Raw genomic sequence first — 26,604 nt, 5'->3', positions numbered from 1 at the left:
GTTGATAGGAATTATAAATTTCATATTGAATCGTGGAAAGGATGGGAATAATACATGTGGAATGAATTTAAAAAATTCGCCTTAAAAGGGAACGTAATGGATTTAGCTGTCGGGGTCGTAATCGGTGGTGCATTCGGTAAAATTGTTTCTTCATTAGTAGGCGATGTTATCATGCCATTAATTGGTCTACTACTTGGTGGAATAAACTTCAAAGGGCTTTCCTTTACATTTGGTGGCGCGGTTGTAAAATATGGTGCATTTATTCAAACAGTTGTCGACTTCTTAATTATCGCATTCTCTATCTTCTTATTCATTAAACTGTTTAATAAACTAACGTTGAAAAAAGAAGAAGAAAAAGAGGAAGAAATTCCAGAACCAACAAAAGAAGAAGCTCTTCTTGGCGAAATTCGCGACTTACTAAAACAACAAAACTCTTCTAAAGATAGAGCATAATTGAACGGATAAAAGGCATGCCCCTCTCGGGACATGCCTTTTTTTATATGTTATAACGTTTCCGAATTCATATGAATAAATATAATAATACCTGCAACCATAAGTACCATAATGCTACCTGCAAATAGTGTAATACCGATAAACATTAAACTCGTACTTAAATCTATCGAAATACTTTCAGTAAAAATAGAAATTACATACGTGATAAGGGCGATTCCTGCAAGAATACTTCCTGGAACAAATCGCTTTAAGCCATTTTGTTTTAACGTCATATATGCAAAAATAGCAGTCATGCAAAGCGTAATTATCCAAAGAACGATCATCTCTTCTCCCCCCTCACAAGCCTTTTCTTTCTATTATACATGACATTGCCCTATAATAGTTAAATTTGCACTTATGTGACATATAACAAGGAATAACCCCGTAATGTGTACGATGAAAAAGTAACATGGAAGTTTCAAAAAGTACTTCACGTTTTTGAGTTAGATGAAACGCCATTTGAGACAGGAAAAGAATTATATGCAAGATTTTTACACGTTAAGAAAAATGAAAATGTAGATACAGTAGTAGGTAAACAATATTATCCTGAATATGAATAAAAGCTCACAGCTATCGCTGTGAGCTCTTTTATGCTTACTTCGTTGAATCTCTAAATTGGATACGGTGAGGTAAGATAACAGTGTGATCTTCTACTTTTTCTTTGTTCATATACTTTGTTAATAGACGCATTGCTACTGCACCGATATCATACATTGGTTGTACAACTGTTGAAAGCTGTGGACGTACCATTAAGGCAAGGCGAGTATTGTCAAAACCAAGCACTTCGATATCAGTTGGTACGTTTAATCCAGCGTCTTGTGCTGCGTGGATTACACCTAGTGCCATTTCATCAGAAGATACGAAAATTGCTGTTGGTTTTTCATCAATGCTCCAAAGCTTTTCAAACGCTTCTAGACCTGAATCATATGTGTAATCTCCATCGATTACAAGATTTTCATCATATGAAATACCTGTTTCTTCTAAAGCTTTTTTATAACCTTGTAACTTCTTCGCGCTTCCCGCTTTATCAATGAAAGGACCAGAGACGAAACCGATACGTTTATGTCCTTGTTCAATAAAATGCTTCATTGCATCGTAAGCTGCTTGTGTATAATCGATATTTACTGATGACGTTTCATTTTGCTCATCAAATGACGCTGCTAATACAATTGGTACTGGAGATTTTTTGAACTCTTCAACGTGAGTATCTGTAATATCTTCACCCATGAAAACAATCCCGTCCACTTGTTTCCCAAGCATCGTATTTAATAAGTGGAACTCTTTCTCTTTGTTTTGGTCAGAGTTACTTAAAATGATGTTATATTTGTACATTGTTGCGATATCTTCAATTCCACGAGCAAGTTCTGCATAAAACGTATTTGAGATATCAGGGATAATAACACCCACTGTAGTTGTCTTCTTACTTGCTAGTCCACGTGCAACCGCATTTGGGCGGTATCCTAAACGATCAATTGCTTCTAATACTTTCTTTCTTGTTGTAGGCTTTACGTTTGGGTTACCGTTCACAACACGTGATACAGTAGCCATTGAAACATTCGCTTCACGCGCTACATCATAGATTGTTACGTTCATCTCTTCGCACACTCCTTCTATTTATGTTATCTATTTTTATGTATCGGTTCACTTGAATGAAAAAAAGACATCAACTCTATTTGCAGATGCCAACAATCGTCCCGAGTTCTTCCTTTTACTAATGATACGATAAAAACGCAGGCTCATACAATATTTTCCCGCAAAAGTTTCGAAAAAATTCGCTTCTTTTCTCGTATTTTCGTATTTTTTATGCAAAAAGGGCAATTTTTGTAAAAAGGAGATGTCCCATAAGTAAAAACTTATAAAATAAGAGGAGGCTGTTCCAAAATGTCTTTTTGGACCGCCTCTTTAAAAATTTTTACAATTTACTTCCAAATGCTTTTAATTCTTTCATAAACTCATTGAATTCCGGAATATCCATTTGCTGTGCTGCATCTGATAAAGCAATCGCAGGATCCGGGTGTACTTCTGCCATAATCGCATCCGCACCAATTGCCATCGCCGCTTTTGCAGCTGGTAATAGAAGGTCACGACGCCCTGTAGAATGCGTAACATCGACAACGACAGGTAAATGCGTTTCTTTCTTTAAAATCGGCACAGCGGAAATATCAAGCGTATTACGCGTTGCTCTTTCATATGTGCGAATACCACGTTCACATAAAATGATATTACCATTACCCTCTGCCATGATATATTCTGCCGCATTAATAAATTCTTCGATTGTTGCTGATAAACCACGCTTTAATAATACCGGTTTATTTACAGCACCAGCCGCTTTTAGCAGTTCGAAGTTTTGCATATTGCGAGCACCAATTTGAATAACATCAACGTAATCTAATGCCATTTCAATATCATTTGGATTTAAAATTTCACTAATAACAGCTAAATCATATTCATTTGCAACTTGGCGTAAAATTTGCAAGCCTTCTAATCCAAGACCTTGAAAATCATATGGAGATGTACGAGGCTTGAAAGCACCACCGCGCATTAATTTCAACCCTTGCTCTTTCATCGCTTCTGCAACTTTGCGTACTTGTTCATAACTTTCCACAGCACATGGCCCCATAATAAAATGCTGATTACCATCGCCAATTTTTTCGCCATTAATTTCGACAATTGTATCTTCTGTTTTTTTCTTACGAGAAACAAGTAGCGCCTTACGATGATCGTCTTCTTGTAACTCTAAACCAGCTTGGAAAATTTGTTTGAAAATATGTTGTAAAGTTGATGTTTCAAATGGACCATCATTCTTTTCTGCAATTAAATTAAGCATATTTCTTTCACGTACAGGATCAAAACGTTTCACACCTTGTACTTCTTTTAAATTCCCAACCTCTTGCACGAGACGGCCTCTTTCACTTAGTAATTCTAATATTTGTAGATTGAGTTGATCGATTCCAGAACGTAAACGATCCAATTCTTGTGATGCCATAAGAAAGCCACCTTTTTCAAATTTCTATATGTTACAGTCATTAACTTTTTTAAGATAACTTATTATAGCTGATACATATGCAGTTGTCACACGATATACAACAAAGAGTGACGTAGTGAACAGATAGAAAGAATGCATGAGAATTTCATGCAAATATAGTAGTTTGCAATGAAAAAAAAGACAGTATTTAAACTGTCTTTTTTTATTATAGGAAAGAAACAAACGGCTTATCGCTGTCCTTCTCTTTTATAATAACAGCCTCGATTTTACTCTCGGACTTGATTTGTAATTGTACTTTAGCATCTTTAGGCAATTGTTCTAACATACTTTGAACAGCAATTTGAGAGAGCCCCATTAATTCTGATTTACCATTGTATTTAACGACAATATCCAGATTTAATTTATCCATACGATTTTGCTTATATGAAATCTTAGCATTAACTGGAATATAATCTCCTTTAGAAAATTCCTTTATCGCTTTAGAAAAATCATTTAGCTTTTTATTATCTTCTCCATGTGCTCCCTCAAATTCTTGAGAAGGATACGAATACGACTTTTCATCAATAGCTTCCCAATTCCCAAGATTTGTATCGTTCTTTTGAACAGAAGCGCTAGAAATATAAGTACCATTCTTTAAAGAACTTGTACTTTCTTGCTTAAATATAGCAAACGTAATTGGAGATTTGTTATATTTATCATTTTTATTAATAGCTTCTATAAGCTTCTTAGCGACTTCAGTACCTTTAGAAATAGCTTCCTCATTAGATACATTTGAAGACATAGCTAAACCAATAACTACACCAGACAAGCTTAGTTCGTTTGAATTTTGTTTGCCGAAATAGTCCTGTTCTATAATATTAGTCACAACCGGTACTTCTTGTTTCGTAACTAATTCATCAATAGTTTTCTCTGGAATATACTGATTTAATTGTAATACGTAATTTTCTGTATCAAATTGTTTTGAAGCAATATTCATTAAACCACTTTCATATTCTGCTAAATCTAGTTTAGAATTCGTTGTAACATTAACTGTATTAATTACTTTTTGTTCCTTTAAAGGAATAACAGTTCTATAGTACTCCTTAGAAACCGCAGTTCTTGGAATCATACTTTTTTCTTTCGTATCTTTCTGTACAACTTCATCCTTCTTACCAATAGTATCATTACTGCAAGCCCCCAGTAATAAACTTACGGTTGTGAAGAATAACGCCATTTTCTTCATTGCTTAAAACCCACTTTCAAAATTCAATTTACTTAGTTCTAATGTATTTATAGTGTACCACTAAATATATTGCAACAAAATAAAAAAGAAGCAAGCCTCTCGCTTGCCTCTCTACTTTACATTCTCTTCTAAAGCTTCTTTTTTAATATTCCAATGAGATGTATGCCATACTACCATTCCATCTTTTATGTATAACACTTGCGGAGATTCATGCTTAATACTGTACTGCTCTGCAACATGGTTCGAAACGTCTCTCGCATCTTGTACGTATAAGTAATATGCTGGTACTTCTCTTTCTTCACCACAATACGCTTGAAACTCTGTATATGCACCGTGGCTAATTGGACATGTTGTACTATGTTTAAAAAGAACATATGGCTCGTTCTTTTCTACTAACGCTTCAAGTTCTTCAATCGTTTCAATTTTTATCATACTCATCATTACTCACCTCTCATACGAAGTCTAGAGCGTTTCTCTCTCTTTTCAGCCTTCTGCTCAGCTTTCTCTAGTTTACGCTCTTCTTTTTCAATCTTTTTCTCTTGTCTCGTAGCACGGTAATGGTTGTATACTTCAATTGCTGCGCTACTCCACTGTACAACTTGTGCTACTTTATCTGCATTATTTTCAATTTCGTCCGTAACAGACTCTGACACATTGCGAAGCTTCGTATTTAAAGAGTGAATCGTCGTTCCGATTCCATCCACACCTTCTACTACTTTATTTAGCGACTGTGACTTCTGTTGAATATCATCAGCTAACGCATTTGTCTTATGTAATAATTGCTCCGTCTCTACACTTATTCCTTGCATTTGCTTTTCTAAACCTTCTAACGTGCTTGCAACGTTTTCTAACGTCTTCTGAACCGATAACAACGTTCTGCATGCATATACTACTAATACAGCGAAAGCAACTGCAATAATAGCCGCACTTACATATAAAAGAACTTGCATTTCATCACTTCCTTTATCTTTTTCATACTTTCTCCTATTATACAATCATTTTCCGTTTCATTCTAATCCCTATCTTTTCATTAGAATTTTCATACTTATTCGTTAACTTTAACATAAATCATTCAACAAATTCCACTAAGTAGGTTACAATAGGAGAGGATACATAATTAGTAAGGAGGCTTTACATATGAAAGATCCACGCATTGAAAAGTTAGCATACAATTTAATTAACTACTCTATTCGCTTACAAAAAGGCGAAAAAGTATTAATTGAAAACTTTGGCTTACAAAAAGAACTTGTAACTGCACTTGTAAAAGAAGCATATGCAGCTGGCGGTTTCCCATTCGTTTCTTTAAAAGACCACTCAGTAGATCGCTCTTTATTAATGGGTGCTACGGAAGAACATTTCGAACAAATCGCTACATATGAAGCGAGCGTAATGAAAGATATGGATGCTTACATCGGCCTTCGCTCTGGTGATAATATTAACGAACAAGCCGACGTTCCAAGTGAACGTATGAAAATTCATGGCCAAACAGTTGGTAAAAAAGTTCATAGAGACATTCGCGTTCCGAAAACACGCTGGGTTGTTCTTCGCTACCCAAATGCTTCTATGGCACAGCTTGCTAAAATGAGCACAGAAGCTTTCGAAGACTTCTACTTCGAAGTATGTAACTTAGATTACGGAAAAATGGATAAGGCGATGGATAGCCTTGTTGCATTAATGAATAAAACAGATAAAGTTCGCTTAACTGGACCTGGAACTGACTTAACATTCTCTATTAAAGACATTCCAGCTATTAAATGCTCAGGTCATTTAAACATCCCAGATGGTGAAGTATACTCTGCGCCAGTTCGCGATTCTGTTAACGGTACAGTTTCTTACAATACACCATCGCCTTACAACGGCTATACATTTGAAAATGTACAACTTAAATTTGAGAATGGACAAATCGTTGAAGCAACTGCAAACGATTCAGAACGCATTAACAAAATCTTCGATACAGACGAAGGCGCACGCTACGTTGGTGAATTCGCAATCGGTGTAAACCCATACATCTTACATCCAATGGGAGACATTCTATTTGATGAAAAAATCGATGGCAGCTTCCACTTCACTCCTGGACAAGCTTACGACGATGCATGGAACGGCAACAACTCTAACATCCACTGGGATTTAGTATGCATTCAGCGCCCTGAATACGGCGGCGGCGAAATTTACTTGGACGACGTACTAATCCGTAAAGACGGACGCTTCGTTGTACCTGAACTAGAAGCTTTAAACCCAGAGAACTTAAAATAATATAAAAAAACGCTCGGAATTGTATCCGAGCGTTTTTTTATCAGTACTGTAATAAAGTGAAACTTTAATCAGTGGGGGTTTTGTTCATCCCCCACTGATTATCAGCCCGCACCAATCGGGCGTTTACGGGCAGTTGATCTCCCACCTAACTTCTTTGCTCCAGCCGAATTTTGAGGTGGGAGTCTTACTGCCCGTTAATGCGGGATAAATCTTTAGCCACATCCTCTGGCACTTTAAAACTCATTTTCTTATTTGTTATTTCTTCCCAAACATATCTATTTTCACATTTGGATTCTCTTTTTCAACAAGCAATAAAAACTGTGTCATATCTTGTGGCATCGCAATCATATGTACCTTATATGCATTCGTTGTAATCTCAAGAGACTTTCCAACTTGACGAACAATTCTAACATCTCTTAATACAACATCATCGTTTAAAATACCGTATTTTAGCACACCATTTTCTACTTTATGTTTTTTAATGAATATTTCCCAAACGAGAGGGACATTTACAATGAAGCATAACCCCATCCCAATTAGAGCTGAAACCCAATCCCCTTTTCTTGTAAAAAACATTACAATTGGATACACAAACATAGAAGCTAACGTGAGACTAACGAAAATCAACGATGACTTACTTCTTTGAATCGGAAAGTTCATACCTACATCACCTAACCTGAATTATACTATATTTTCCATTTTTGTTTATAAAAAAGGCCATTTCTGAATGACCTTTTTAAACGATGTACCTATAAAACTTCTTATCTACTTCTAGCACAGGAAAACTTTTTGGCAACTCTTCTATACTCACACTTTGGAAACCATTCTTTTCGTAAAAACGGTGTGCCGCTAGAAATTTAATTGTTGTTCCTAAATAAATGTCTTCCAAGTTCTGTTCCTTCGCCCAAGAGATTGCTGTTTGAAGTAGCATTCTTGATGCACCCCATTCTTTTCCGCGGAACTCTTTCTTCACAAACATTTTTCTTAGCGCTACTTGACGATTCCCAATATCTAATAAAGCTATCGTTCCAACTACTTTCCCATCATAAGTTGCCACCCAAAAGTTTCCTTGATCCCTTTGATAGAACGTTTCTATTTCTAGTAAGTCAGGCTGCTCTTCTTTCGTAATTGGGACATTGTATTCTTTTTGCTGAATATGAACAATGAGATCTACTACTTCATCTTGAAACTTACTTTCATATGGCACAATGAAAATTTTCTCGTTCATCGAATCCCCTTCCATTCCGAAGCTAGTAAACTATACACAGCAATATCCTGAAAATGATCATATAGCCATTCTTCATCTCTTAAAGTACCATCTAACTTAAAACCTAAACGTTCTGGAATTGCGCGGCTTTTCGCATTTTCAACACCACACCGGATTTCAATTTTATTCAGTTTCAAGTTTTCAAATGCATAATGAAGCACAGCCTTCACACTACGCGTCATAACACCTTTTCCGCCAGCATCTTCTGCAAGATAATATCCAAGACTCGCCGCTTTCTTTCCCCAGCTCACCGGATGAATTCCCACCATTCCAACAAGCTTTCCTTTATAACGTATTCCACTTTCAAAACCGTCTCCCTCTGCAAATTTCTTTAACCACATCGGAAAAATCTCATCATAAGCATCAGCAGATTTCGTCCCATCTACCCACGGAAGCCACCTTCTTAAATGATTACGATTTTGATCTATTAATTCATATAGTTCCTCTTTATGATGTTTTTCTAATAGTTGAAGTTCGATTTCATTATCTACTCGGAGTGTGAACATATTTTTTAGCCCCTTTTTTGTTTTCTTATTATTCTAACATTTCTAGATAGAAAATGTTAAATATTCACACTTTCTTTCGATCTTATCTTAATAAAGCCAGAAGAATATAGTACTCCCGTAATAACTAATATTATCCCTATACATTGTACGGCTGTTATATTTATTCCTTCTACAAAAGAAATAATCATAGTAACAACAGGCACTAAATTAAAAAATAAAGATGTTCTCGCTGCACCAATTTGAGCGATTCCATTATTCCACCATAAGTAACCAAGCACACTCATTCCAATTGCCATAAAGATGATAGATATCCAAGCTAATAGAGGAATTTCTAACACTGGTACTACACTCTTTTGCGTGAAAGATATCATAATAAAAGCAAGTGCCCCAATAGTCATCGTATATGTCGTCGTTTGTATTGGACTACCCGTCTTAATAAATCTTCTACTTAATACGCCGTATAGTGCCCAGCAAATATTCCCTAATAAAATATATAAATCACCTTTTGAAAACGATAAATTTTGTAGTATTGCAAACGAACCTTGTGTAAGGACAAAAACAACACCAAGTAGTGCAAGTAACATTCCAATCGCTTGGTGCTTCACTATTTTCTCTCGTAAAATTACACTTCCTAATAATGTCGTAACAAGTGGATTTGTCGCCATAATAAGCGCTCCATTAATAGCTTCTGTATGTTTCATTCCTAAAAAGAAAAAGAAGTTAAAACCGAATACACCAACTATACCAAGCAAAAAGTAATAAACCCTATTCTGCCTCCATACTTCCACTTTAAAATCTTTTCGTATTTTTAAAAGACATAACATCACAAGTGCAGCAATCCCAAAACGCCATGCCGCTATATGAATCGCTTCGAAATATTGCACCGCATATTTCGAAGCATTAAATGTCCCACCAGTAAATATGGAAAATCCTAATAACTGAGCATATACTTTATTCTTCATTGTCGGCCTCCGAGTCTTTTCCCTCTAGAAAACCGTAATAAATTTCTAATTTCTCCTCTGTTAACTGAACTACTTTTTGCAATTGCTCCTGTTGTTCTTTTAACCGCTCTAAGTGAGTTGTTAAAATTGAAATTCTCTTTTTTACTTTCGTAGGTACTTCCTCTTTCCGCTGTTTGATTTCCTCTATAATGCATCCATCACTTGCAAACTCAGCCATCTCTTCTAATGACATTCCAGTTTGCTTTAATGAATATAAAAACTTTAATAGCCGCACATCACCTTCTGTATACTGCCGAATACCACTATTTCGCGTTGGTGGTGGTAATAAACCTAATTTCTCATAATAGCGCAAAGTGTGAATACCCATCCCCGTTAACTCTGCTACTTCACTGATTTTATACATGTTCTCTCCCCCTTGTTTTTACATTTTCATCTTACAACCTAGAGTTGACTCTAGGTCAATACATAAAGTGAAACTTTAATCAGTGGGGGTTTTGTTCATCCCCCACTGATTATCAGCCCTCACCAATCGGGCTTTTACGGGCAGTTGATCTCCCACCTAACTCCTTTGCTTTACAGCCGAATTTTGAGGTGGGAGTCTTACTGCTCGCAAATAGCGGGATAAAAATCGAACACAACAAAAAAAGACGCACAGCTCAGCTATGCGTCTTTTTTCTTACTTCTCTGCAACTTGAACTTCTTTTACGTAAGCTGCTTCGAATTTTTGGATGTCACCTGCGCCCATGAAAATAAGAACGCCGTTTTTATGTTTCTTTAATACCTCTGTTGTTGTATCTGTAATTAGCTCTGCACCATCGATACGTTTTTGCAGATCTTCAATTGTTAATTCACCTTTGTTTTCACGTGCTGAGCCGAAAATATCACATAAGTATACTTGGTCAGCTTTGCTTAGGCTTTCTGCGAACTCATCTAAGAATTTCTCTGTACGTGAGAATGTATGTGGCTGGAATACAGCGACAACTTCACGCTCTGGATGTTTTTGACGAGCTGCTTCAATCGTTGCATTAATTTCTGTCGGATGGTGTGCATAGTCATCAATGATAACTTGCTCTCCCATCGGCTTTTCATTAAAGCGACGTTTTACACCTTCAAAAGTTGTTAATTGATGTTTTACTGCTTCTACATCAACGTTTTCATAATGGCAAAGCGCGATAACTGCTAATGCATTTAATACGCTGTGATCGCCGTATCCTGTAATTTTGAACTTGTCATAATACGTATTACGAACGAATACATCGAATATAGTACCATCAGTTCTCTTTTGGATGTTACGTGCTTGGAAATCATTATCTTCTCCAAATCCATAGAAAATAACAGGTACTTTTGCTTGAATTTTTTGAAGTTCTTCATCATCACCACATGCAATAATACCTTTTTTCACTTGCAATGCCATCTCTTTGAATGCACTAAATACATCATTGATGTCTGCAAAATAATCTGGATGATCGAAATCGATATTTGTCATAATTGCATAGTCTGGATAGTAAGACAAGAAATGACGACGATACTCACAAGCTTCAAATACAAAATACTTACTATTTTCTACCCCATGCCCAGTTCCATCTCCAATAAGGTATGATGTTGGGTGTGCACCTTGCATTACATGGGCTAACAAACCAGTTGTTGATGTTTTTCCATGTGCACCAGTTACAGCAACACTTGTATATTTGTTCATAAGGTCACCTAAAAAATGGTGGTAACGGTGTACTGGGATATTTAATTCTTTTGCTGCTACGATTTCTTCATGCGTATCTGGAAATGCATTTCCTGCAATAATCACTTGTCCTTCTTTAATATTATTTTTATCAAAAGGAAGGATGGAAATACCACGCTTTTCCAATGCTGTTTGTGTAAAGAAACGCTTTTCATAATCAGACCCTTGAACAGTATGCTTCATGTCATGAAGAATTTGCGCTAATGAACTCATTCCTGTTCCTTTAATTCCTACAAAATGGTAAACTGTCATCTTAAAGAACCTCCAACATTTCGAACTAATACAACGGCCTATCTATAAGACAGTATATGAATCTTTTCTTATTTTGGTAATCATCATACATTTCTGATGCAGTGAATTTCTTTTTACCTTCACCTATCCGGATAAACTCGTACGTACTTCTTTTATGTCCATAACACATTTATTATAGCAAAAAACAAGCCGCTATACTATGATAACAGAAAAACTGATAGGGTCAATCACCTATCAGTTTTTCTCGCTTTTACATATCTTTTTTTGTTTCTAATTGAACACGCTCTAGACGTGGGTTTGGACGGTATTTACGACCAGCTTTTGCTTCTGGTTTTCCATTTAATTCTACGTTATCACCAGTAAAACCAATATTCATTTTTAATAAGCTGCTTCCTACTCCGTATATATCGACAGGAACATTTTGAGCTTCAAATTCACGAATACGCTTCTCATCAAATCCACCAGTTACAACGATATCTACATGTTGGAAACCTTCCTCATCAAGAGCCTTACGAAGTGCAAATACAAGCGATGGATTTACACCACGAGGATCAAATGTTCCAAGTACTTCTGGGTGACGAATGAAGTATTGATCAATCATTGTACGAGACGTATCGACACGTACACCTTTTAATATTGATCCAAATTCACGCGCTACGCGAAGTGCATCTGTAATGACATCATTGTTGTAATCAATTAGTACGACTAATTCATCCTCTGGGAATTTTTTATGATATGCTTTTGCAGCTTCAACAACATCACCATTAAACATTTGAATTAATGCGTGAGGCATCGTCCCCATACCACTTCTGCCCCACCATTCATTCATTGCATGCGTCGCTTGTGCGCTCATACCTCCGATGTATGCCGCATAACCGTCACCAGCTTGTTGCGTATAATGATCATCACGATCTCCCATGAAAATAACCGGTTTTTCTTTGTCTACGCTACGTGCAGCTTGGACAACGTTATATACGTTTGTCGCAACTGATGTACGACGAGCTAAAATCCCATCAATTACACCTTCTAAAAAGCCGAAGTATTCATAAGGACCATGAATTGTTAAAACCGTTTCAAATGGACTAATATTATCGCCATCCTTTAAAGAATGAATTTCTAATTCCTCAGGATTTTTGGCGAATGTTTGTAGCAATGCAATTACCTCATCTGTTCCGCAAAGAACTGCATGTTCTTTTTGGAAAAACTGCATTGTTACAACACTTTTTGGGCGAAATTCTTCAATGATTTCTCTAGTTTTTAAAAAGTAAACGGCAGAGAACCAACCGTCTCCAACACGTTCATCAAATTTAAATGTTTTATTTGTTAGTCGATTTATTTCACCTTTTAATTTTAATTCAATTTCTTTCATGTCGCTTTACTCCCTACTTTACTATCCAACATTTTCTCTTAGTATACAGCAAAACCGCGTACTATACATTCGTTTCCTGCATAGCAGCAAATTCATCCTCGGAAATAAGGACATCTCTCGGTTTCGTTCCTCTTGCTTCAGAAATAATCCCTTGCGATTCCATCTCTTCAATTAGACGTGCCGCGCGATTATAACCGATACGGAATTTTCTCTGTACAGAAGATGTGGACGCTCCCCCTTGCTCTACAACAAATTGACATGCATCAAAAAATAGTTCATCTTCAGACTCACTCTGCTCTGATTTTGCTAATAAATCCTCTTGCTTAAATAAGTAGTTCGGCTTCATTTGCTTTTTCACATGGTCAACTGTTTTTTCAATCTCATCATCCGATACGTATACGCCTTGTACACGAACTGGTTTAGACGTGCCGTTTCCTAAAAATAGCATATCACCACGGCCAAGTAATTTCTCCGCGCCCCCAATATCGATAATCGTACGCGAATCAACTTGAGACGATACTGTAAATGCGATACGCGTTGGAATGTTTGATTTAATTAAACCTGTAATAACGTCTACAGATGGACGCTGCGTCGCAACTAATAGATGAATTCCACAAGCACGAGCTTTTTGTGCAATACGACAAATTGCTTCCTCAACATCACCAGGGGCAACCATCATTAAGTCCGCTAACTCGTCAATGACGATAACAATATAAGGTAATGTCTCACCCGGAATTTCTCTCTCACTTACAATCGTATTGTAACGAGTCAAATCACGAGCACCAGCATGCGCAAACAATTCATAGCGGCGTTCCATCTCTTCAACCGCCCACTTTAACGCAGCTGTAGCTGCTTTTACGTCAGTAATAACAGGTGCTACAAGATGTGGAACAGAATTATATGGTGCAAGCTCAACCATCTTCGGATCAATTAGTATCAACTTCACTTCATGCGGCTTCGCTTTATATAAAATACTCGTTAAAATTGCGTTAATGCACACACTTTTCCCTGAACCAGTTGCGCCTGCAATAAGTCCATGTGGCATTTTTCGAATATCCGTTACAATTGGATCACCTGAAATATCAAGTCCAAGCGCAACTGTAAGCGGTGATTCACTCTTTGTAAATACAGGACTCCTTAAAATTTCACGAAGGAATACTGGCTTACTTTCCTTGTTCGGAACTTCAATTCCAATGGCACTCTTCCCTGGAATTGGCGCTTCAATTCGAATATCTTTCGCAGCTAAACTTAATTTAATATCATCACTTAAATTTGTAATTTTATTTACTTTCACACCTGGGTCTGGTTGTACTTCAAAACGAGTTACTGCCGGCCCTTGTGACACATTAATAACATGTGCTCCAACATGGAAATTATTAAATGTCGTATTTAATAATTCTTCCTGTTCTTCTAGCCACTCTGTATTATCTAACGCTGCCTGCTGTGGAACCGACAACAACGTTAATGACGGAAGTTCATATTCCGGTGGCGTCTGTAGTACGTTGCGCATATCGTTCTCTCTTTGATTTACAACATATGCTTTCTCTTGTACTTCCGTACTTGAAATTGGCTCTTGTACTTGTTCAGCTACCACTACTTGCTGCATTGGCTTTTCTTCCACTTGTTCAGCTACTACCACTTGCTGCATTGGCTTTTCTTCCACTTGTGCTTCTACTACCACTTGCTGCACTAGCTTTTCTTCCACTTGTTCAGCTACTACCACTTGCTGCATTGGCTTTTCTTCCACTTGTTCAGCTGCTACCACTTGCTGCATTGGCTTTTCTTCCACTTGTTCAGCTGCTACCACTTGCTGCATTGGCTTTTCTTCCACTTGTGCTTCTACTACCACTTGCTGCACTGGCTTTTCTTCCACTTGTGCTTCTACCACTACTTGCTGCATTGGCTTTTCTTCCACTTGTTCAGCTACTACCACTTGCTGCATTGGCTTTTCTTCCACTTGTGCTTCTACCGCCACTTGCTGCATTGGCTTTTCTTCCATTTGTGCTTCTACCGCCACTTGCTGCATTGGTTTTTCCGCTACTCGTTCACCGAAAGTAGATTGCGTTACATTCGTTCTTGCCGCATGTCTTTCCATTAACTTCTTTCTGTCTTGTTTTAGCATAACAACGTTAAATGGGACATGGCGCTTTTTCTCACGCTTCGGCTCTTCTGTTTGTGTAGCAGGCTGTTCTTCAGCAACTTGTTTCTTTTCCTCAGCTTCTTCAATTAAAACATTCGCAAAGCTTTGAACATCTTTCTTTGTTTGCTCATCCGCTTCTGAATCTGGTACGAACACTTCACGTTCTTCCTTGAACTCAATTGTTTCTTGCTGAGAAATTACTGGTTGCTCTGCAACTGGTATATTGTCCACCAACTCTTTATTTATCGTTTCTTCAATTGCTATTTCTTGAGAAGTTTCCTCTAATATGAATTCCGTAACTGGTTCTTCTTCCTTAGATTCTTCTAATTCCACAACTTCTACTTTTCCCTCAGATTCCTCTAACTCCGCAGCTGCTACTTCTTCCTTAGATTCCTCTAATTCCACAGCTTCTGCTTCTTCCTTAGATTCCTCTAATTCCGCAGCTTCTGCTTCTTCCTTAGATTCCTCTAATTCCACAGCTTCTGCTTCTTCCTTAGATTCCTCTAATTCCGCAGCTTCTGCTTCTTCCTCAGATTCCTCTAATTCCGCAACTTCTGCTTCTTCCTTAGATTCCTCTAATTCCGCAGCTTGGGCTTCTTCCTTAGATTCCTCTATCTCCGCAACTTCTGCTTCTTCCTTAGATTCCTCTAATTCCACAGCCTGGGCTTCTTCTTTAGATTCCTCTAACTCCGCAACTTCTGCTTCTTCTCTAGATTCTTCTAATTCCACAACTTCTGCTTCTTCCTTAGATTCCTCTAATTCCACAGCTTCTGCTTCTTCCTCAGATTCTTCTAATTCCACAGCCTGGGCTTCTTCTTTAGATTCCTCTAATTCCACAGTTTCTGCTTCTTCCTTAGATTTTGCCAATTCTGCTTCAGAAGCATCTGGTATTTCTACAATGATCGTTTCTTCAAGCTTTTCATCTGCTTTTACAATCACTGCATCTTCTAAGGACTCTTCTTCGACTTGATTTGCTACAACTTCAACAACAGTTTCTTCTATTTCTGTATTACATTCATTTTCTTCTGTTAATATCGAATCCAAGTGCTCTACTTTAGAACCTACTGATTCTTCTTGTAAAGTTTCTTCGTTATCTTCTGTAGATGATAACGCCACTACATCTTGCTCCTGCTTCAAGGCTTGTACCGTTGTAGCCTCTTTTTCCATATGCTGTCCTACTGTTTTATGAAGCTGATCATCACTCTGGCTTTCTTCTAATGAAGGGGCTTGACGTTCAACTTCATAACCGTTTTTCTCTAACCATGCATCCACAACCGATTTTTCTTCTACTTTATTACTTCGTTCGTTCACTTCGTTCTTAACGGATGAACTCCCTTGTAGACCCCTCGAAAAGTCGGATAATGTATATCCCTTTTTCTCTAACCATGCGTCAACGACAGCTTTTCCTTCAACGGATATTTCAAGATCTTCTCTTTCCTCTTCTTCCGCCTGTACGACCTTCGTTTCTACTGAAGGACGATTGTATCCATAAATCGGAGAAATCATTTCTGTTGGACGAAATGGTCTACGGTTACTTTCTTGTGACGGTACAGATGCTCTTTTTACGACAGGCTCTTGTTTCTGTTCATATTGCATTTCCGGTTCTTCATATGTAGGGACTGCTTTTTCCACATATGGTCGTCTGCTTCTTTCCACTTTTATTCCTCTTTGAGTAGGTTGTTCTTCATATGTTCCTCTTTGAACAGATTGTTCTTCGAAGCGGGGTAATTCTCTTACATCCTCCTCATCGAAGCCATTGTCTGGTATTAATGGAAAACGGCATTTCCCCGCATTCCGACTTGCCATTTGTGCTTCTCTTGCTTCAGTGTAGTGGTTTACACGAGGAATTTTCGGCTGACTTTCAATTTGTTCCGGTACTTCTTTATTCATCGCTGTTTTTTCTTCCTCTTTGTTAAACAGCTTTTTCATCCAATCTAACATGTTTACCACTCTTTCTACTAAATAGTAACATCCTTTATTGTATCAGCATTCGGCAAAAAGTGCAGGTAAAATTAAGCACATTAGATTTATCCATAATATTCTATATTTACGAGTGTTTTGCATATAGAAAAAAGCAACCTTTCATATAAGGCTGCAGTTTAAGCTTTATTTTTTCGATATTCATCTACACTATCCGTTACGCTTTGTAATAAAGAATTTACATACTGTGGGTCAGATAATTTTTTGTCTTCTTCTGGGTTTGACATAAATCCGAGTTCTAATAGTACTCCAGGCACTTTCGACCAATTAAATCCAGAAAGGTCATCTCGAAATTTAATTCCATTTACTTTCACCTGATGATTTTCCCTCATTTTATTTACAATTGTTTGAGAGATTTGAAGACTTTCGGCATAGATTTCTTTCGTATATTGATTTCCTTCTGCTGGCGTCAATACAGCAAATCCACTTTGATTTGGATTTTCAGAACCATCCGCGTGAAGACGTAAAAATAAATTCGCCTTATGATCATTCGCGAATGTCGCTCGTTCCTTATTACTTATATCAACCTCATGTGACGTTCTCGTCATCAATACTTGTATACCTTTTGCTTCCAGTTTTTCTTTCAATATAAAAGCCATTTCTAATACAAGAACTGATTCCCTCTTTTTCGTTACAATCCCTGTCGTTCCATCTGTTACTTTATATTTTTGCGTAGTTGCTCCTGGGCCAATCGGTTCTAAATTTAAATTCGCTTTTTGTTGATGCCCTGGATCAATTACAACGAGAAACTTTCCTTGTTTCTCATTACTCTCTACTTTTTTCTCATTATTTTGCGCTGGGTGCTCAGTTTGCTGCGTAGGTAGGACTTCTTCTTTCTTTTCTTGGGCCGGCACTTCCTCCTGCCTAGGCTCTGCTTGTTCACTCGTTTGAATAGATTGTGGCTCTTCTCTCTTTTCTTCTTCCTGCTGCTTTTCTACCGGTGCGTCTTCCTTGTTATCTTTGCTTTTTTCTTGTACAGAAGATGTTGTTTCTTTTTGCAGTTGTTCTTGTGAACAACCTCCCATATATATTCCAATGACTGCAATAGCACACATTATTTTTATATACTTCATTTTTCTCCCCTATCACTTTGCACCGGACTCAAAGCATTTTCTTATAGATTTTTTATAACCTCATCCATATTCCCGATATGAATAGGTTGCCACGTTTCTGTACCGCGCTCTGCCGTATAAACTGGATAAGTATCCTCATCCACATTAACGAAAATAGGATCTCCCATATCCGTTTCATATCCAATAACAATCCATCCTTCTTGCCATTTTCCACTTTCTTTACTTATTAATGAATTTTTATGTTTATCATACCGATAACCAATTTGTCCTTCTTCTAATTCATTTTCACTAAATACATATACTTCATAAGACCCCAATTCAATATCTTGTTGTTTTGAAGTTTCAATTCGTTTCAGAAGTTCTGCTACTTTTAGTTGTTGTTTCATACGTCTATCCCCTTCTTTTTTCTAAATTTTAACTAGATTGTTTATAAAATACAATATAGATTTTAAGAAAAAAGTTACAAATATATCTATCGTAACTTACAATATATCAACGATTCGACAAGGAATATCGAATTACAGACAAAAGTTCACAAATACAATAAAAGAGAGGCTATCCCAAAAGGACACCCTCTCTTTTATTACATCAATTAAAACTTAAATTCTTGTCCAACTTCAAAGCTATCTTCTAATACAAGAATACCTTTTTCTTGTGGAGCGTCTGGAAGCTCTAACTCACGTGCAGAGCAAATCATTCCTGAAGAAGGAACACCACGAAGCTCAGCAGGTTTAATTAACATACCGCTTGGCATTACAGCACCGATTTTTGCAACAACAACTTTTTGTCCTGCATCAACGTTTGGTGCACCACATACGATTTGTAATGTTTCTGTGCCAATTTCTACTGTACAAATGTTTAATTTATCAGCATTTGGATGCTTTTCTTTTTCAGCTACATAACCTACAACAAATTTCGGCGTGAAATCTGCTTCTACTTTCTCTTCAAAGCCGTTCTTCGCTAAAATTCCGTTAATTTTTTCAACAAATTCTTTCGTTAATGTAACGTTTCCTTTGTCTGTTACCTCTACATAAGAAGATGCATTAAAGATGTTAAAGCCTGCTGTTGCATTGCTTTCACGATCGTATACGCGTGCAACATCTCCTTTGCGATCAAAAGTACGGTTCTCTAAAGTAATATCTTGTAAGGTAACAATTAAAGTGTCACCAATTCCTTCAAGGTTGTAAAAAACGTTCACTTCGTTCATCCTTTCTCTTTTCCATCTGTCTTCTTCCGATTCTTCGCTAAAATAAAGATTGGTTCGAAGTCTCCATCTTCATATACGAATGAAAGTGATGTAATCGGAACATGCCCTTCGGCAAAAAATTTCATTGTCATTTGTGCAATAATATCATAACCGATTTCGTTGACGATATCAGCAATAATTAATACATCTTGGTGAGGAACAGCAACAACCATATCACCAGAGATTTTTTCACGCATCGATTGTAGTAACGATTCGTTTAAAATACGACTCGCATCATACCCATCATTTGTGTTTAAAAAGTAGAATGTATTACCGGCTACTGTATCCTGTTTAAATTCATAACCTAATGAACGAGCATTAAATAATGCCATTTCACGTACTTGTTGCTCTGTAAGTTCTAATTTTTGTAATAAACGCTCATCAATGAGTCGATACGTTTTATTAGAATCTAACGCATAGTAAATACGTGTTTCCGCCGTATGATCCGTCATAATAAACGGATTTCCTTCTTCTGCTTGTTTTGGGAAAGAAGTAGAGCGAATAACAGGTAAAATTTTTGCCGTGCTATTTTCTTCTTTATGCATTGCAATTAGCGCTTCTTGTACGTAATAAGCGACCTCTTCAATCGCTTTTTCTTTGTTCACTTCCCATTTTGCCACTACTCCTGGCAGTGATATGTTAATACCTTTTTTCGAGTCTTTTTGTTCAATACGAAGAACTTCTTTCTCGCTATCATAATGAAAGTCCCATTCTGGTCGAGATAATTTCTTCATTAACTCGTCTTTCATCTTTTTACTTGTCATCTTCATCTCTTTTTCCTCCCTTCCAAAAAAACAACCTCCCCCGCGAAGGTAGAGGTTGTTTTTACAATTCAATTGGCTAATTGTCTTATTTTAAACCTTCAATAAACTCTTCGATTTGCTCTTGTGTTTTACGGTCTTTGTTTACATAGCGTCCAGTTTCTTCACCTTTATTGTACGCTACAAAGCTCGGAATGCCAAATACGTCTAATTTCACGCATAGATCAATAAACTCGTCACGATCTACATAGTAAAATGAGAAATCGCTATACTTCTCTTCTACTTCTGGCATAAATGGATCAACGAAACGGCAATCCGGGCACCATTCTGCTGAGAACATGAAGACTACATTCTCTTCATTTTTTAATTCTTGGAATTGTTCCATGCTTTCTAATGATTTCATCTATATTTCCTCCTCTAACGAGTGCACTTTTTTCACACTATAATCTTTTCTTTATACTACCATACATCGCGCACGGTGCAAGGTTTATGCTTGCTTTTCATCATACTTATATTGCCCAACTAGTAACTTAACAACGTGTACAAATAATTCCGTTCGGTCTACATAATCATCTGTAAAAATACCGATGGCACCTTCGTGACTACGAATATCTTTTCGCTGCACAAACTCTTCCATCACTTCACTTAGCTCTTTTCCTTCTTCTAGAGATGCTAAAAAATCATCTGGTAACTTAATACGTGCCCCGCCCGCAACAAATGTTTTACCGTCAATCGTTGCTAAGGCACCCCAGTTACACATAAATAACCCATGCTCCGTTTTCATAACGCCGCCTTCGAGTCCAATACCGATATGCGCTTCACCTTCCTGCAGCGCTCGCTTCGCTCTATTAATCGCCCCTTGCATCGTTTCTTCATCTGAAAATGGCTGAGCTGATACTCCTGACGGAACAGAAAGGGACATAACCGTCACATCTGTCCAAACCTTCTCCACAGCCCCAACCTTCGTCTTATTTTTCGATCCAACTACCACTTTCATCTCAATCACCTCTATATAAATTCACACTCATATTCCTTCTACAATCAAGCTTTCCACTTTCACGCCTTCAAAACTTCGAGCCTCGAACATAAAAACAGGCTTACTCTCTCTTCATACCTGGAGTTTATACGTGGCGCGAGCACCTATTAGGCACTGACCGCTACCACTCATCGATGGGTCATTTATTCAATCCAAAAAAAGAAATAACTTTTCCAAAATCATTCCCGGCCCCTAACATTAAAACAGGCTTACTCTCTCTTCATACCTGGGGTTTATACATCGCTCGAGCACAAATTAAGCACTAACCGCTACCACCCATCGATGGGTCATCTATTCAATCCAAAAAAAGAAATAACTTTTCCAAAATCATTCCCGGCCCCTAACATTAAAACAGGCTTACTCTCTCTTCATATCTGAGATTTATACATCGCTCGAGCACCAATTAGGCACCAACCGCTACCACCCATCGATGGGTCATCTATTCAACCCAAAAAAAGAAAGGCTCTTCAGCCCTTCTTCTTTAAGCGTTATCCTTAATCGTCTCTAATGTCGTTTTATCCGTCGCTCTCACAAGCTTCGTAATTAATTCCTTCGCAGCTGCATAATCATCAACATGCAAAATCGAAGCATGTGTATGAATATAGCGGGCACAAACACCAATTACTGCTGATGGGATACCGGAGTTACTTGTATGTACACGGCCCGCATCTGTACCACCTTGTGAAATAAAGTATTGGTACGGAATATTATGAGTTTCTGCTGTATCTAAAATAAATTCACGCATTCCTCTATGCGTTACCATCGTGCGATCATAAATACGAAGAAGAGCTCCTTTTCCTAATTGACCGAACTGCGTCTTATCACCAGATGCGTCATTTGCTGGACTTGCATCAAGTGCATAGAAAATATCTGGTTGGATCATATTTGCAGCAGTTTGTGCTCCGCGAAGGCCTACTTCTTCTTGTACAGTAGCACCAGAGTATAATGTGTTTGGTAATGTTTCATCTTTTAATTCTTTTAATAATTCGATTGCAAGGCCACATCCGTAACGGTTGTCCCAAGCTTTCGCCATAATTTTCTTCTCATTTGCCATCGGCGTAAACGGGCAGATTGGCACGATTTGTTGTCCTGGTTTTACACCAATTTCAATCGCATCTTCATAACTATCTGCACCTATATCAATTAACATATTTTTTATATCCATTGGTTTTGCACGTTGCGCATCACTTAATAAATGCGGAGGAATTGAACCAACAACCCCAACAACAGGACCATTCTTCGTCATAACTTGTACACGCTGAGCTAATAGTACTTGGCTCCACCAGCCACCTAACGTTTGAAAACGAAGCATCCCATTTTTCGTAATTTGCGTAACCATGAAGCCTACTTCATCCATATGACCTGCTACAAGAACGCGTGGTCCAGTTTCGTCCCCTTTTTTCAGACCAAATACGCTACCTAAACCATCTTGAACAATTTCATCCGCATATTTACTTAATTCTTGCTTCATAAAGCGGCGTACATCATGTTCAAAACCTGACGCACCTTGTAATTCTGTTAACGTACGAAATAATTGTAATGTCTCTTTATTCACGAAGTCCCCTTCTTTCAAACCTTAGTAGAATACCTCTTTTATTGTAACGAAATTTTCGAAATGTTTCTAGTTTCTTCTTTTTTAGTTGCGTTTGCATTATAATTATTATTGGTACACTATTTTTATTTTATAGAATTGAGGTGAATATATGAGCTGGAAAGGTTTAGTAGCAGGTCTTGGCGTTGGATTCGCAGCTGGTTATTTCGTTGCAAACAAAGTACAAGAACAATCCCATATTTCTTCAGAAAAAGCATTGAAAATGGTGAAACAAGCATTAAGTCATAAAGGTGAAATTACTGGCTCTTGGGTACATATGGTTCCAGAGACGTTTGAAAAATACGATGTCGCGTATGAAGTTTATCGCGGTGGTCTTACAACAATGTTAGATGATATACAAGAACGATTTGAATTTTTAGTTGATGCTAAAACAGGTACTGTTTTAGAGGTTATAGCAGCATAAAAAAGAGGTTTCCCATTAGGTGAACCTCTTTTTTTCGAAAAAGGTACGATAGTAATTGAAATTATATCGGCGATTTTTCGAATATATCGATCGCAACTCCAAATATATCGGCGATTTTTAAATTATATCGATTTACCGACAAAAGCTGACAATAATAGCGATCAATAATAAGAGGAGGCTGTTCCAACTGACATTTTGGACAACCTCCTCTTATTATGCTTCTATACTTGTTTTTTTCTCTACCTTTTCTACGATATGCCCTTCCTCATCCCACTTCACAGCGCGATAATATGCATCATGATAAAAAGTAAACCACGCCTCTTTTTCAGCACCATACTTCATCCACTTTTGCTTATGTTCTATTGATTTCATCGGATAATCATCGTATGCCATTACCCATAATACATTTTGATGTGCATGCGTTGGCAACAGGTCCGCTAAATGAAGCATCGTTTCTCCCTGGCTTTCAAGGACGATAACGGCATGTCCATCACTATGACCACCCGTATGCGCCATCTTTATTTCATCCGTAATTTCTATTTCTTGCTGAAAGGTAACAACTTTATCTACGATTGGCTCCCAATTTTCCTTCCAATATGTATTACGCGATCTAATATTCGGATTTCTCATTTCATTCCACTCAGTTTCACTTACATAAATCGTTGCGTTCGGAAACGCCGGAACAAGATGATTTTCCTCCCATTTTGTTAAACCAGATGCATGATCAAAATGAAGGTGCGTCATTAAAACGTAATGAATATCCTCAGGCTTTAGTCCGAGCTTTTCTAAAGATTCATAAACCGATGATTCTTCTGTTACACCTTGATTTCGCTTCATTTTCTCATTCAATTTACCGTTCCCTATCCCTGAATCAATAAGCATGTTTCCTTCTTTCGTTTGCAAGAGTAACGGATCTGTTCGTAAATAAATATGATTTGTATCATTATGTTTATATTTGCGTGACCAAAGTACTTTCGGCACAACTCCAAACATTGCACCTCCATCTAAATGTGTATTCCCGCCTTTTAGCCATGTCACTTTTATATTTCCAATTTGTAACTGTTCCATCTTCCATCCCCCTTTTCCCTTTAATTTTAACACAAGATTCTGATTATTTTTCATATAAAAAACCTATGCATTACTGCACAGGCTCCGTACGATATTTCGCTTCCACTCGGTAAATACGATGACCTTTACTAGAGAATTTCTCTTCGTACTCTGTCATAATGTTTCCTTCATAATCACTATTATGAAGATCTAGGCTAAGGTAAGTTAATAACATACCATACTCGGCCATACTCATAAGAGAATATTCAAATAAACCTTGGTTATCAGTTTTGAAATGAATTTCTCCACCCTCTACTAACACTTCTTCGTAATTGCGTAAAAATGTTTTATATGTTAAACGACGCTTCGTATGACGATTCTTCGGCCATGGATCTGAGAAGTTTAAATAAACGCGGTCAATTTCACCTTTTGCAAAGAAAACTGTTAAATCTTCAGCATCTTTATTAATTAACTTTAAGTTTGGTAATTCTTCTTCAATCAATTTATCAAGCGCATCTACAACGACACTTGTGAATTTTTCAATTCCGATATAGTTAATATGCGGATTTGCTTTTGCCATATCATACATAAAGCGGCCACGACCCGTACCCACTTCAATATGAATTGGTTGTTCATTTCCAAATACTTCTTTCCAGTTACCAGCTCGCTCTTCTGGGTTTCCAATTACGATATGTGAATACTCATTAATTCGATCCATTGCATAAGGTTTATGTCTTAAACGCATAGATGTCTCCCTCTCTTTACAAAACTATTTTAAAGGAATGATTCCTTCTGTCTGTTTTAATCAATCTATCAAACAAAAAACCAAGTACGTACGAGCACTCGGTCCGTTTCTTTCAAGTATAAGATGTACCATTTTGATAAAAACTACATACAGCATTAAACGAAACTCCGATGTTTCGTTAGCCAATGATTAACTACTCCATGACGAGCAGCTTTTTCTCCTACATGTTCCAAAGAGAACAACAATCGAAAGGATGATCCGTTCATGCCAATTAATCAACAGCATCAATTAGAAGTGTTAAAAGATATTTTAATCAACCATCAAAGTGATTGCTGCGGGACAGTTTCTGAATGCGAGCAATTAGAGCGCCTCATTCAATCGTTACTCGCAAACGATAGTATAAGTAGTGACGCTAAAGCAATGCTAAACGATGTATATTCTTATAGTCAATCGGGTAAATCTTCCTCTAATTTGGACAACCATATTTCCAATAATCAAGAACAACTTACTCAGTGGATTGCTGGAATGGACAATTTTTCTTAATACTTTATTCTGAAGCAAGTAGTTGCTGTAAATATTGGTGCCAATATTTAGCTTCTGCTTGCTGCTTTTTTGTTGTGTGCCATTGAATAGATAAAATCGTTTGTGCTATAACATACCATCTCATACGCCTAAGCAATGATTCATCCAGTTCAACATCATAATATCCGAGCCACTCACTCCATTCATGGCGCGGAACATACCAATATAATAACATACCAAGGTCTAAAGCTGGGTCAGCAATCACAGCTCCATCCCAATCAATTAAAAACAATTCATCTTCATCCGACAATATCCAATTGTTATGGTTTACATCACAATGGCATACAACGAATTCATCGTACTCAATATCTTTTAATGACTCAGTTAAATATTGAAGCCCTTGCTGAATTGTCTCATCGACTCTTATATCTCCTCTTAAAACAAGCTGTAATTGTTGTAATAACTCTTGCGCATGAAGCGGCTGCTTACCAAGCCGTTGAATCATCTGCACAAGTGCTTTAGAAGAGTGTATTTTCTTCAAAAGTTTCGCAACACGTTCTAGTTTCATATCCTCCGGCTCTAGCTTCTGTCCCGGAAGCCATTTTTGAGCGGAAATTACATCACCATTCGTTACCCTTCTTGTCCAAAGTAATTTTGGAACAATTCCTTCTGCTGACAATACCGCTAAAAAGGGCGATGTATTCCGCTTTAAAAATAACTTTTGTTGTCCGTTTTGCGCAATATATGCATCGCCCGTTACTCCACCAGCCGGTATAAGACTCCACTCTTTTCCTAATAATTGTTCCAACCATTCCATATTCATTACCCGTTAACAAATCCTTATCTTTTATAGTTATGAAAAGAAAAACCGCAACATTTCTACACATGTTGTGGGTTCATATATATTTTACTGTAGTTGAATGAAAAGAAAACTTGGCATAAGCCGAAAGTAGGACAAATCGCCTACTCTTCTAGTTTATTTTACAAAACCACTC

The 26,604-nt window shown here is 37.3% G+C and carries 28 protein-coding genes and 1 pseudogene; 5 read left to right on the top strand and 24 right to left on the bottom strand.

All coding sequences use genetic code 11. The features are described 5' to 3' along the window. Positions 1–54 precede the first annotated feature (54 nt). Positions 55–453 (top strand): large conductance mechanosensitive channel protein MscL, encoded by a 399-nt coding sequence (gene mscL, locus MR109_RS17090; protein WP_242273232.1) that lies wholly within the window; start codon positions 55–57, stop codon positions 451–453. Between the two features lie 50 nt (positions 454–503). On the opposite strand, the gene MR109_RS17085 is transcribed toward mscL, so the two are convergent. Beyond that, positions 504–776, bottom strand: a complete 273-nt coding sequence (locus MR109_RS17085; protein ID WP_000636596.1) for a DUF3917 domain-containing protein — start codon at positions 774–776, stop codon at positions 504–506. 102 nt (positions 777–878) lie between these two features. Here MR109_RS17085 and MR109_RS17080 point away from each other — a divergent pair. Further along, a pseudogene (locus MR109_RS17080) lies at positions 879–1,052 on the top strand (DUF4288 domain-containing protein); the annotation flags it as partial. Positions 1,053–1,086: 34 nt separating this feature from the next. Here the strand turns inward: MR109_RS17080 and ccpA are convergent. The 5 genes from ccpA to MR109_RS17055 form a co-directional block, all read right to left on the bottom strand. Next, complete coding sequence (gene ccpA, locus MR109_RS17075) at positions 1,087–2,085, bottom strand: catabolite control protein A (protein WP_242273231.1); 999 nt, start codon at positions 2,083–2,085, stop codon at positions 1,087–1,089. 319 nt (positions 2,086–2,404) lie between these two features. Further along, positions 2,405–3,478 (bottom strand): bifunctional 3-deoxy-7-phosphoheptulonate synthase/chorismate mutase, encoded by a 1,074-nt coding sequence (locus tag MR109_RS17070; protein ID WP_242273230.1) that lies wholly within the window; start codon positions 3,476–3,478, stop codon positions 2,405–2,407. Between the two features lie 205 nt (positions 3,479–3,683). Then, complete coding sequence (locus MR109_RS17065; RefSeq protein ID WP_048372089.1) at positions 3,684–4,700, bottom strand: CamS family sex pheromone protein; 1,017 nt, start codon at positions 4,698–4,700, stop codon at positions 3,684–3,686. Between the two features lie 111 nt (positions 4,701–4,811). Next, positions 4,812–5,138, bottom strand: coding sequence for a bacillithiol system redox-active protein YtxJ (gene ytxJ, locus MR109_RS17060; RefSeq protein WP_025147632.1), 327 nt, complete (start codon positions 5,136–5,138; stop codon positions 4,812–4,814). Between the two features lie 2 nt (positions 5,139–5,140). After that, a complete protein-coding gene (locus MR109_RS17055) occupies positions 5,141–5,650 on the bottom strand; it encodes a DUF948 domain-containing protein (protein ID WP_098789960.1) in 510 nt (169 codons plus the stop codon). A gap of 187 nt (positions 5,651–5,837) precedes the next feature. Here MR109_RS17055 and MR109_RS17050 point away from each other — a divergent pair, with 187 nt between their 5' ends. Beyond that, complete coding sequence (locus tag MR109_RS17050; protein ID WP_242273229.1) at positions 5,838–6,953, top strand: aminopeptidase; 1,116 nt, start codon at positions 5,838–5,840, stop codon at positions 6,951–6,953. Positions 6,954–7,208: 255 nt separating this feature from the next. Here MR109_RS17050 and MR109_RS17045 read toward each other — a convergent pair whose 3' ends face one another. The 15 genes from MR109_RS17045 to MR109_RS16975 form a co-directional block, all read right to left on the bottom strand. Further along, entirely contained in the window at positions 7,209–7,613 is a 405-nt protein-coding gene (locus MR109_RS17045) for a PH domain-containing protein (protein ID WP_242273228.1), read from the bottom strand. Positions 7,614–7,689: 76 nt separating this feature from the next. After that, on the bottom strand, positions 7,690–8,181 hold the full coding sequence (locus MR109_RS17040; RefSeq protein WP_242273226.1) for a GNAT family N-acetyltransferase: 492 nt from the start codon (positions 8,179–8,181) through the stop codon (positions 7,690–7,692). Then, complete coding sequence (locus tag MR109_RS17035; protein ID WP_242273225.1) at positions 8,178–8,726, bottom strand: GNAT family N-acetyltransferase; 549 nt, start codon at positions 8,724–8,726, stop codon at positions 8,178–8,180. The genes MR109_RS17040 and MR109_RS17035 overlap by 4 nt, the downstream gene beginning before the upstream one ends. A 56-nt stretch (positions 8,727–8,782) precedes the next feature. Next, a complete protein-coding gene (locus MR109_RS17030; RefSeq protein ID WP_242273224.1) occupies positions 8,783–9,688 on the bottom strand; it encodes a DMT family transporter in 906 nt (301 codons plus the stop codon). After that, positions 9,678–10,091, bottom strand: coding sequence for a MerR family transcriptional regulator (locus MR109_RS17025; RefSeq protein ID WP_002173814.1), 414 nt, complete (start codon positions 10,089–10,091; stop codon positions 9,678–9,680). Before MR109_RS17025 ends, MR109_RS17030 begins: the two co-directional genes overlap by 11 nt. A 273-nt stretch (positions 10,092–10,364) precedes the next feature. Beyond that, positions 10,365–11,675: a UDP-N-acetylmuramate--L-alanine ligase gene (murC, locus tag MR109_RS17020; RefSeq protein ID WP_242273223.1), complete on the bottom strand. Its 1,311-nt coding sequence runs from the start codon at positions 11,673–11,675 to the stop codon at positions 10,365–10,367. Positions 11,676–11,925: 250 nt separating this feature from the next. Beyond that, positions 11,926–13,044, bottom strand: coding sequence for a nicotinate phosphoribosyltransferase (locus MR109_RS17015; protein ID WP_002173816.1), 1,119 nt, complete (start codon positions 13,042–13,044; stop codon positions 11,926–11,928). A 61-nt stretch (positions 13,045–13,105) separates the two neighbouring features. Next, on the bottom strand, positions 13,106–17,125 hold the full coding sequence (locus MR109_RS17010) for a DNA translocase FtsK (RefSeq protein ID WP_242273222.1): 4,020 nt from the start codon (positions 17,123–17,125) through the stop codon (positions 13,106–13,108). Positions 17,126–17,283: 158 nt separating this feature from the next. Then, positions 17,284–18,237: an N-acetylmuramoyl-L-alanine amidase gene (locus tag MR109_RS17005; protein ID WP_242273221.1), complete on the bottom strand. Its 954-nt coding sequence runs from the start codon at positions 18,235–18,237 to the stop codon at positions 17,284–17,286. 41 nt (positions 18,238–18,278) lie between these two features. Continuing rightward, a complete protein-coding gene (locus MR109_RS17000; protein WP_242273219.1) occupies positions 18,279–18,623 on the bottom strand; it encodes a thiamine transporter in 345 nt (114 codons plus the stop codon). Between the two features lie 206 nt (positions 18,624–18,829). Next, positions 18,830–19,444 carry a YtpR family tRNA-binding protein gene (ytpR, locus tag MR109_RS16995; RefSeq protein WP_242273217.1) on the bottom strand — a complete coding sequence of 205 codons (615 nt, stop codon included), beginning with the start codon at positions 19,442–19,444 and terminating at the stop codon, positions 18,830–18,832. After that, the gene (locus MR109_RS16990) at positions 19,441–20,253 is read right to left on the bottom strand and encodes a DUF1444 domain-containing protein (protein WP_242273215.1); all 813 of its coding nucleotides are present in this window, start codon (positions 20,251–20,253) and stop codon (positions 19,441–19,443) included. Before MR109_RS16990 ends, ytpR begins: the two co-directional genes overlap by 4 nt. A gap of 79 nt (positions 20,254–20,332) precedes the next feature. Further along, the gene (locus MR109_RS16985; RefSeq protein WP_000838192.1) at positions 20,333–20,647 is read right to left on the bottom strand and encodes a thioredoxin family protein; all 315 of its coding nucleotides are present in this window, start codon (positions 20,645–20,647) and stop codon (positions 20,333–20,335) included. 84 nt (positions 20,648–20,731) lie between these two features. Next, positions 20,732–21,241, bottom strand: coding sequence for a DUF84 family protein (locus MR109_RS16980; RefSeq protein WP_002173824.1), 510 nt, complete (start codon positions 21,239–21,241; stop codon positions 20,732–20,734). A 520-nt stretch (positions 21,242–21,761) separates the two neighbouring features. Beyond that, positions 21,762–22,835 carry a M42 family metallopeptidase gene (locus MR109_RS16975; RefSeq protein WP_002173825.1) on the bottom strand — a complete coding sequence of 358 codons (1,074 nt, stop codon included), beginning with the start codon at positions 22,833–22,835 and terminating at the stop codon, positions 21,762–21,764. Between the two features lie 148 nt (positions 22,836–22,983). Here MR109_RS16975 and MR109_RS16970 point away from each other — a divergent pair, with 148 nt between their 5' ends. Then, positions 22,984–23,295 (top strand): PepSY domain-containing protein, encoded by a 312-nt coding sequence (locus tag MR109_RS16970; RefSeq protein ID WP_000118537.1) that lies wholly within the window; start codon positions 22,984–22,986, stop codon positions 23,293–23,295. Between the two features lie 213 nt (positions 23,296–23,508). On the opposite strand, the gene MR109_RS16965 is transcribed toward MR109_RS16970, so the two are convergent. Further along, positions 23,509–24,363, bottom strand: a complete 855-nt coding sequence (locus MR109_RS16965; protein ID WP_242273213.1) for a YtnP family quorum-quenching lactonase — start codon at positions 24,361–24,363, stop codon at positions 23,509–23,511. 70 nt (positions 24,364–24,433) lie between these two features. Next, entirely contained in the window at positions 24,434–25,087 is a 654-nt protein-coding gene (gene trmB / locus MR109_RS16960; RefSeq protein ID WP_025150604.1) for a tRNA (guanosine(46)-N7)-methyltransferase TrmB, read from the bottom strand. A 264-nt stretch (positions 25,088–25,351) separates the two neighbouring features. On the opposite strand from trmB, the gene MR109_RS16955 reads away from it, so the two are divergent. Continuing rightward, positions 25,352–25,630 (top strand): YtzH-like family protein, encoded by a 279-nt coding sequence (locus tag MR109_RS16955; protein ID WP_002112336.1) that lies wholly within the window; start codon positions 25,352–25,354, stop codon positions 25,628–25,630. 4 nt (positions 25,631–25,634) lie between these two features. Here the strand turns inward: MR109_RS16955 and MR109_RS16950 are convergent, their stop codons facing one another. Further along, positions 25,635–26,432: a phosphotransferase family protein gene (locus MR109_RS16950; RefSeq protein WP_002077574.1), complete on the bottom strand. Its 798-nt coding sequence runs from the start codon at positions 26,430–26,432 to the stop codon at positions 25,635–25,637. Positions 26,433–26,604 lie beyond the last annotated feature (172 nt).

The organism is Bacillus cereus group sp. BfR-BA-01310 (assembly GCF_022664325.1).
Taxonomy (GTDB): Bacteria; Bacillota; Bacilli; order Bacillales; family Bacillaceae_G; genus Bacillus_A; species Bacillus_A paramycoides.
This window is presented reverse-complemented; position numbering and strand designations above follow the sequence as displayed.

Bases quoted from the DNA above. Each gene is read 5' to 3' on its own strand.
- mscL (WP_242273232.1), top strand. From the start codon at position 55: ATGTGGAATGAATTTAAAAAATTCGCCTTAAAAGGGAACGTAATGGAT.
- MR109_RS17085 (WP_000636596.1), bottom strand. From the start codon at position 776: ATGATCGTTCTTTGGATAATTACGCTTTGCATGACTGCTATTTTTGCA.
- ccpA (WP_242273231.1), bottom strand. From the start codon at position 2,085: ATGAACGTAACAATCTATGATGTAGCGCGTGAAGCGAATGTTTCAATG.
- MR109_RS17070 (WP_242273230.1), bottom strand. From the start codon at position 3,478: ATGGCATCACAAGAATTGGATCGTTTACGTTCTGGAATCGATCAACTC.
- MR109_RS17065 (WP_048372089.1), bottom strand. From the start codon at position 4,700: ATGAAGAAAATGGCGTTATTCTTCACAACCGTAAGTTTATTACTGGGG.
- ytxJ (WP_025147632.1), bottom strand. From the start codon at position 5,138: ATGAGTATGATAAAAATTGAAACGATTGAAGAACTTGAAGCGTTAGTA.
- MR109_RS17055 (WP_098789960.1), bottom strand. From the start codon at position 5,650: ATGCAAGTTCTTTTATATGTAAGTGCGGCTATTATTGCAGTTGCTTTC.
- MR109_RS17050 (WP_242273229.1), top strand. From the start codon at position 5,838: ATGAAAGATCCACGCATTGAAAAGTTAGCATACAATTTAATTAACTAC.
- MR109_RS17045 (WP_242273228.1), bottom strand. From the start codon at position 7,613: ATGAACTTTCCGATTCAAAGAAGTAAGTCATCGTTGATTTTCGTTAGT.
- MR109_RS17040 (WP_242273226.1), bottom strand. From the start codon at position 8,181: ATGAACGAGAAAATTTTCATTGTGCCATATGAAAGTAAGTTTCAAGAT.
- MR109_RS17035 (WP_242273225.1), bottom strand. From the start codon at position 8,726: ATGTTCACACTCCGAGTAGATAATGAAATCGAACTTCAACTATTAGAA.
- MR109_RS17030 (WP_242273224.1), bottom strand. From the start codon at position 9,688: ATGAAGAATAAAGTATATGCTCAGTTATTAGGATTTTCCATATTTACT.
- MR109_RS17025 (WP_002173814.1), bottom strand. From the start codon at position 10,091: ATGTATAAAATCAGTGAAGTAGCAGAGTTAACGGGGATGGGTATTCAC.
- murC (WP_242273223.1), bottom strand. From the start codon at position 11,675: ATGACAGTTTACCATTTTGTAGGAATTAAAGGAACAGGAATGAGTTCA.
- MR109_RS17015 (WP_002173816.1), bottom strand. From the start codon at position 13,044: ATGAAAGAAATTGAATTAAAATTAAAAGGTGAAATAAATCGACTAACA.
- MR109_RS17010 (WP_242273222.1), bottom strand. From the start codon at position 17,125: ATGTTAGATTGGATGAAAAAGCTGTTTAACAAAGAGGAAGAAAAAACA.
- MR109_RS17005 (WP_242273221.1), bottom strand. From the start codon at position 18,237: ATGAAGTATATAAAAATAATGTGTGCTATTGCAGTCATTGGAATATAT.
- MR109_RS17000 (WP_242273219.1), bottom strand. From the start codon at position 18,623: ATGAAACAACAACTAAAAGTAGCAGAACTTCTGAAACGAATTGAAACT.
- ytpR (WP_242273217.1), bottom strand. From the start codon at position 19,444: ATGAACGAAGTGAACGTTTTTTACAACCTTGAAGGAATTGGTGACACT.
- MR109_RS16990 (WP_242273215.1), bottom strand. From the start codon at position 20,253: ATGAAGATGACAAGTAAAAAGATGAAAGACGAGTTAATGAAGAAATTA.
- MR109_RS16985 (WP_000838192.1), bottom strand. From the start codon at position 20,647: ATGAAATCATTAGAAAGCATGGAACAATTCCAAGAATTAAAAAATGAA.
- MR109_RS16980 (WP_002173824.1), bottom strand. From the start codon at position 21,241: ATGAAAGTGGTAGTTGGATCGAAAAATAAGACGAAGGTTGGGGCTGTG.
- MR109_RS16970 (WP_000118537.1), top strand. From the start codon at position 22,984: ATGAGCTGGAAAGGTTTAGTAGCAGGTCTTGGCGTTGGATTCGCAGCT.
- MR109_RS16965 (WP_242273213.1), bottom strand. From the start codon at position 24,363: ATGGAACAGTTACAAATTGGAAATATAAAAGTGACATGGCTAAAAGGC.
- trmB (WP_025150604.1), bottom strand. From the start codon at position 25,087: ATGCGTTTAAGACATAAACCTTATGCAATGGATCGAATTAATGAGTAT.
- MR109_RS16955 (WP_002112336.1), top strand. From the start codon at position 25,352: ATGCCAATTAATCAACAGCATCAATTAGAAGTGTTAAAAGATATTTTA.
- MR109_RS16950 (WP_002077574.1), bottom strand. From the start codon at position 26,432: ATGAATATGGAATGGTTGGAACAATTATTAGGAAAAGAGTGGAGTCTT.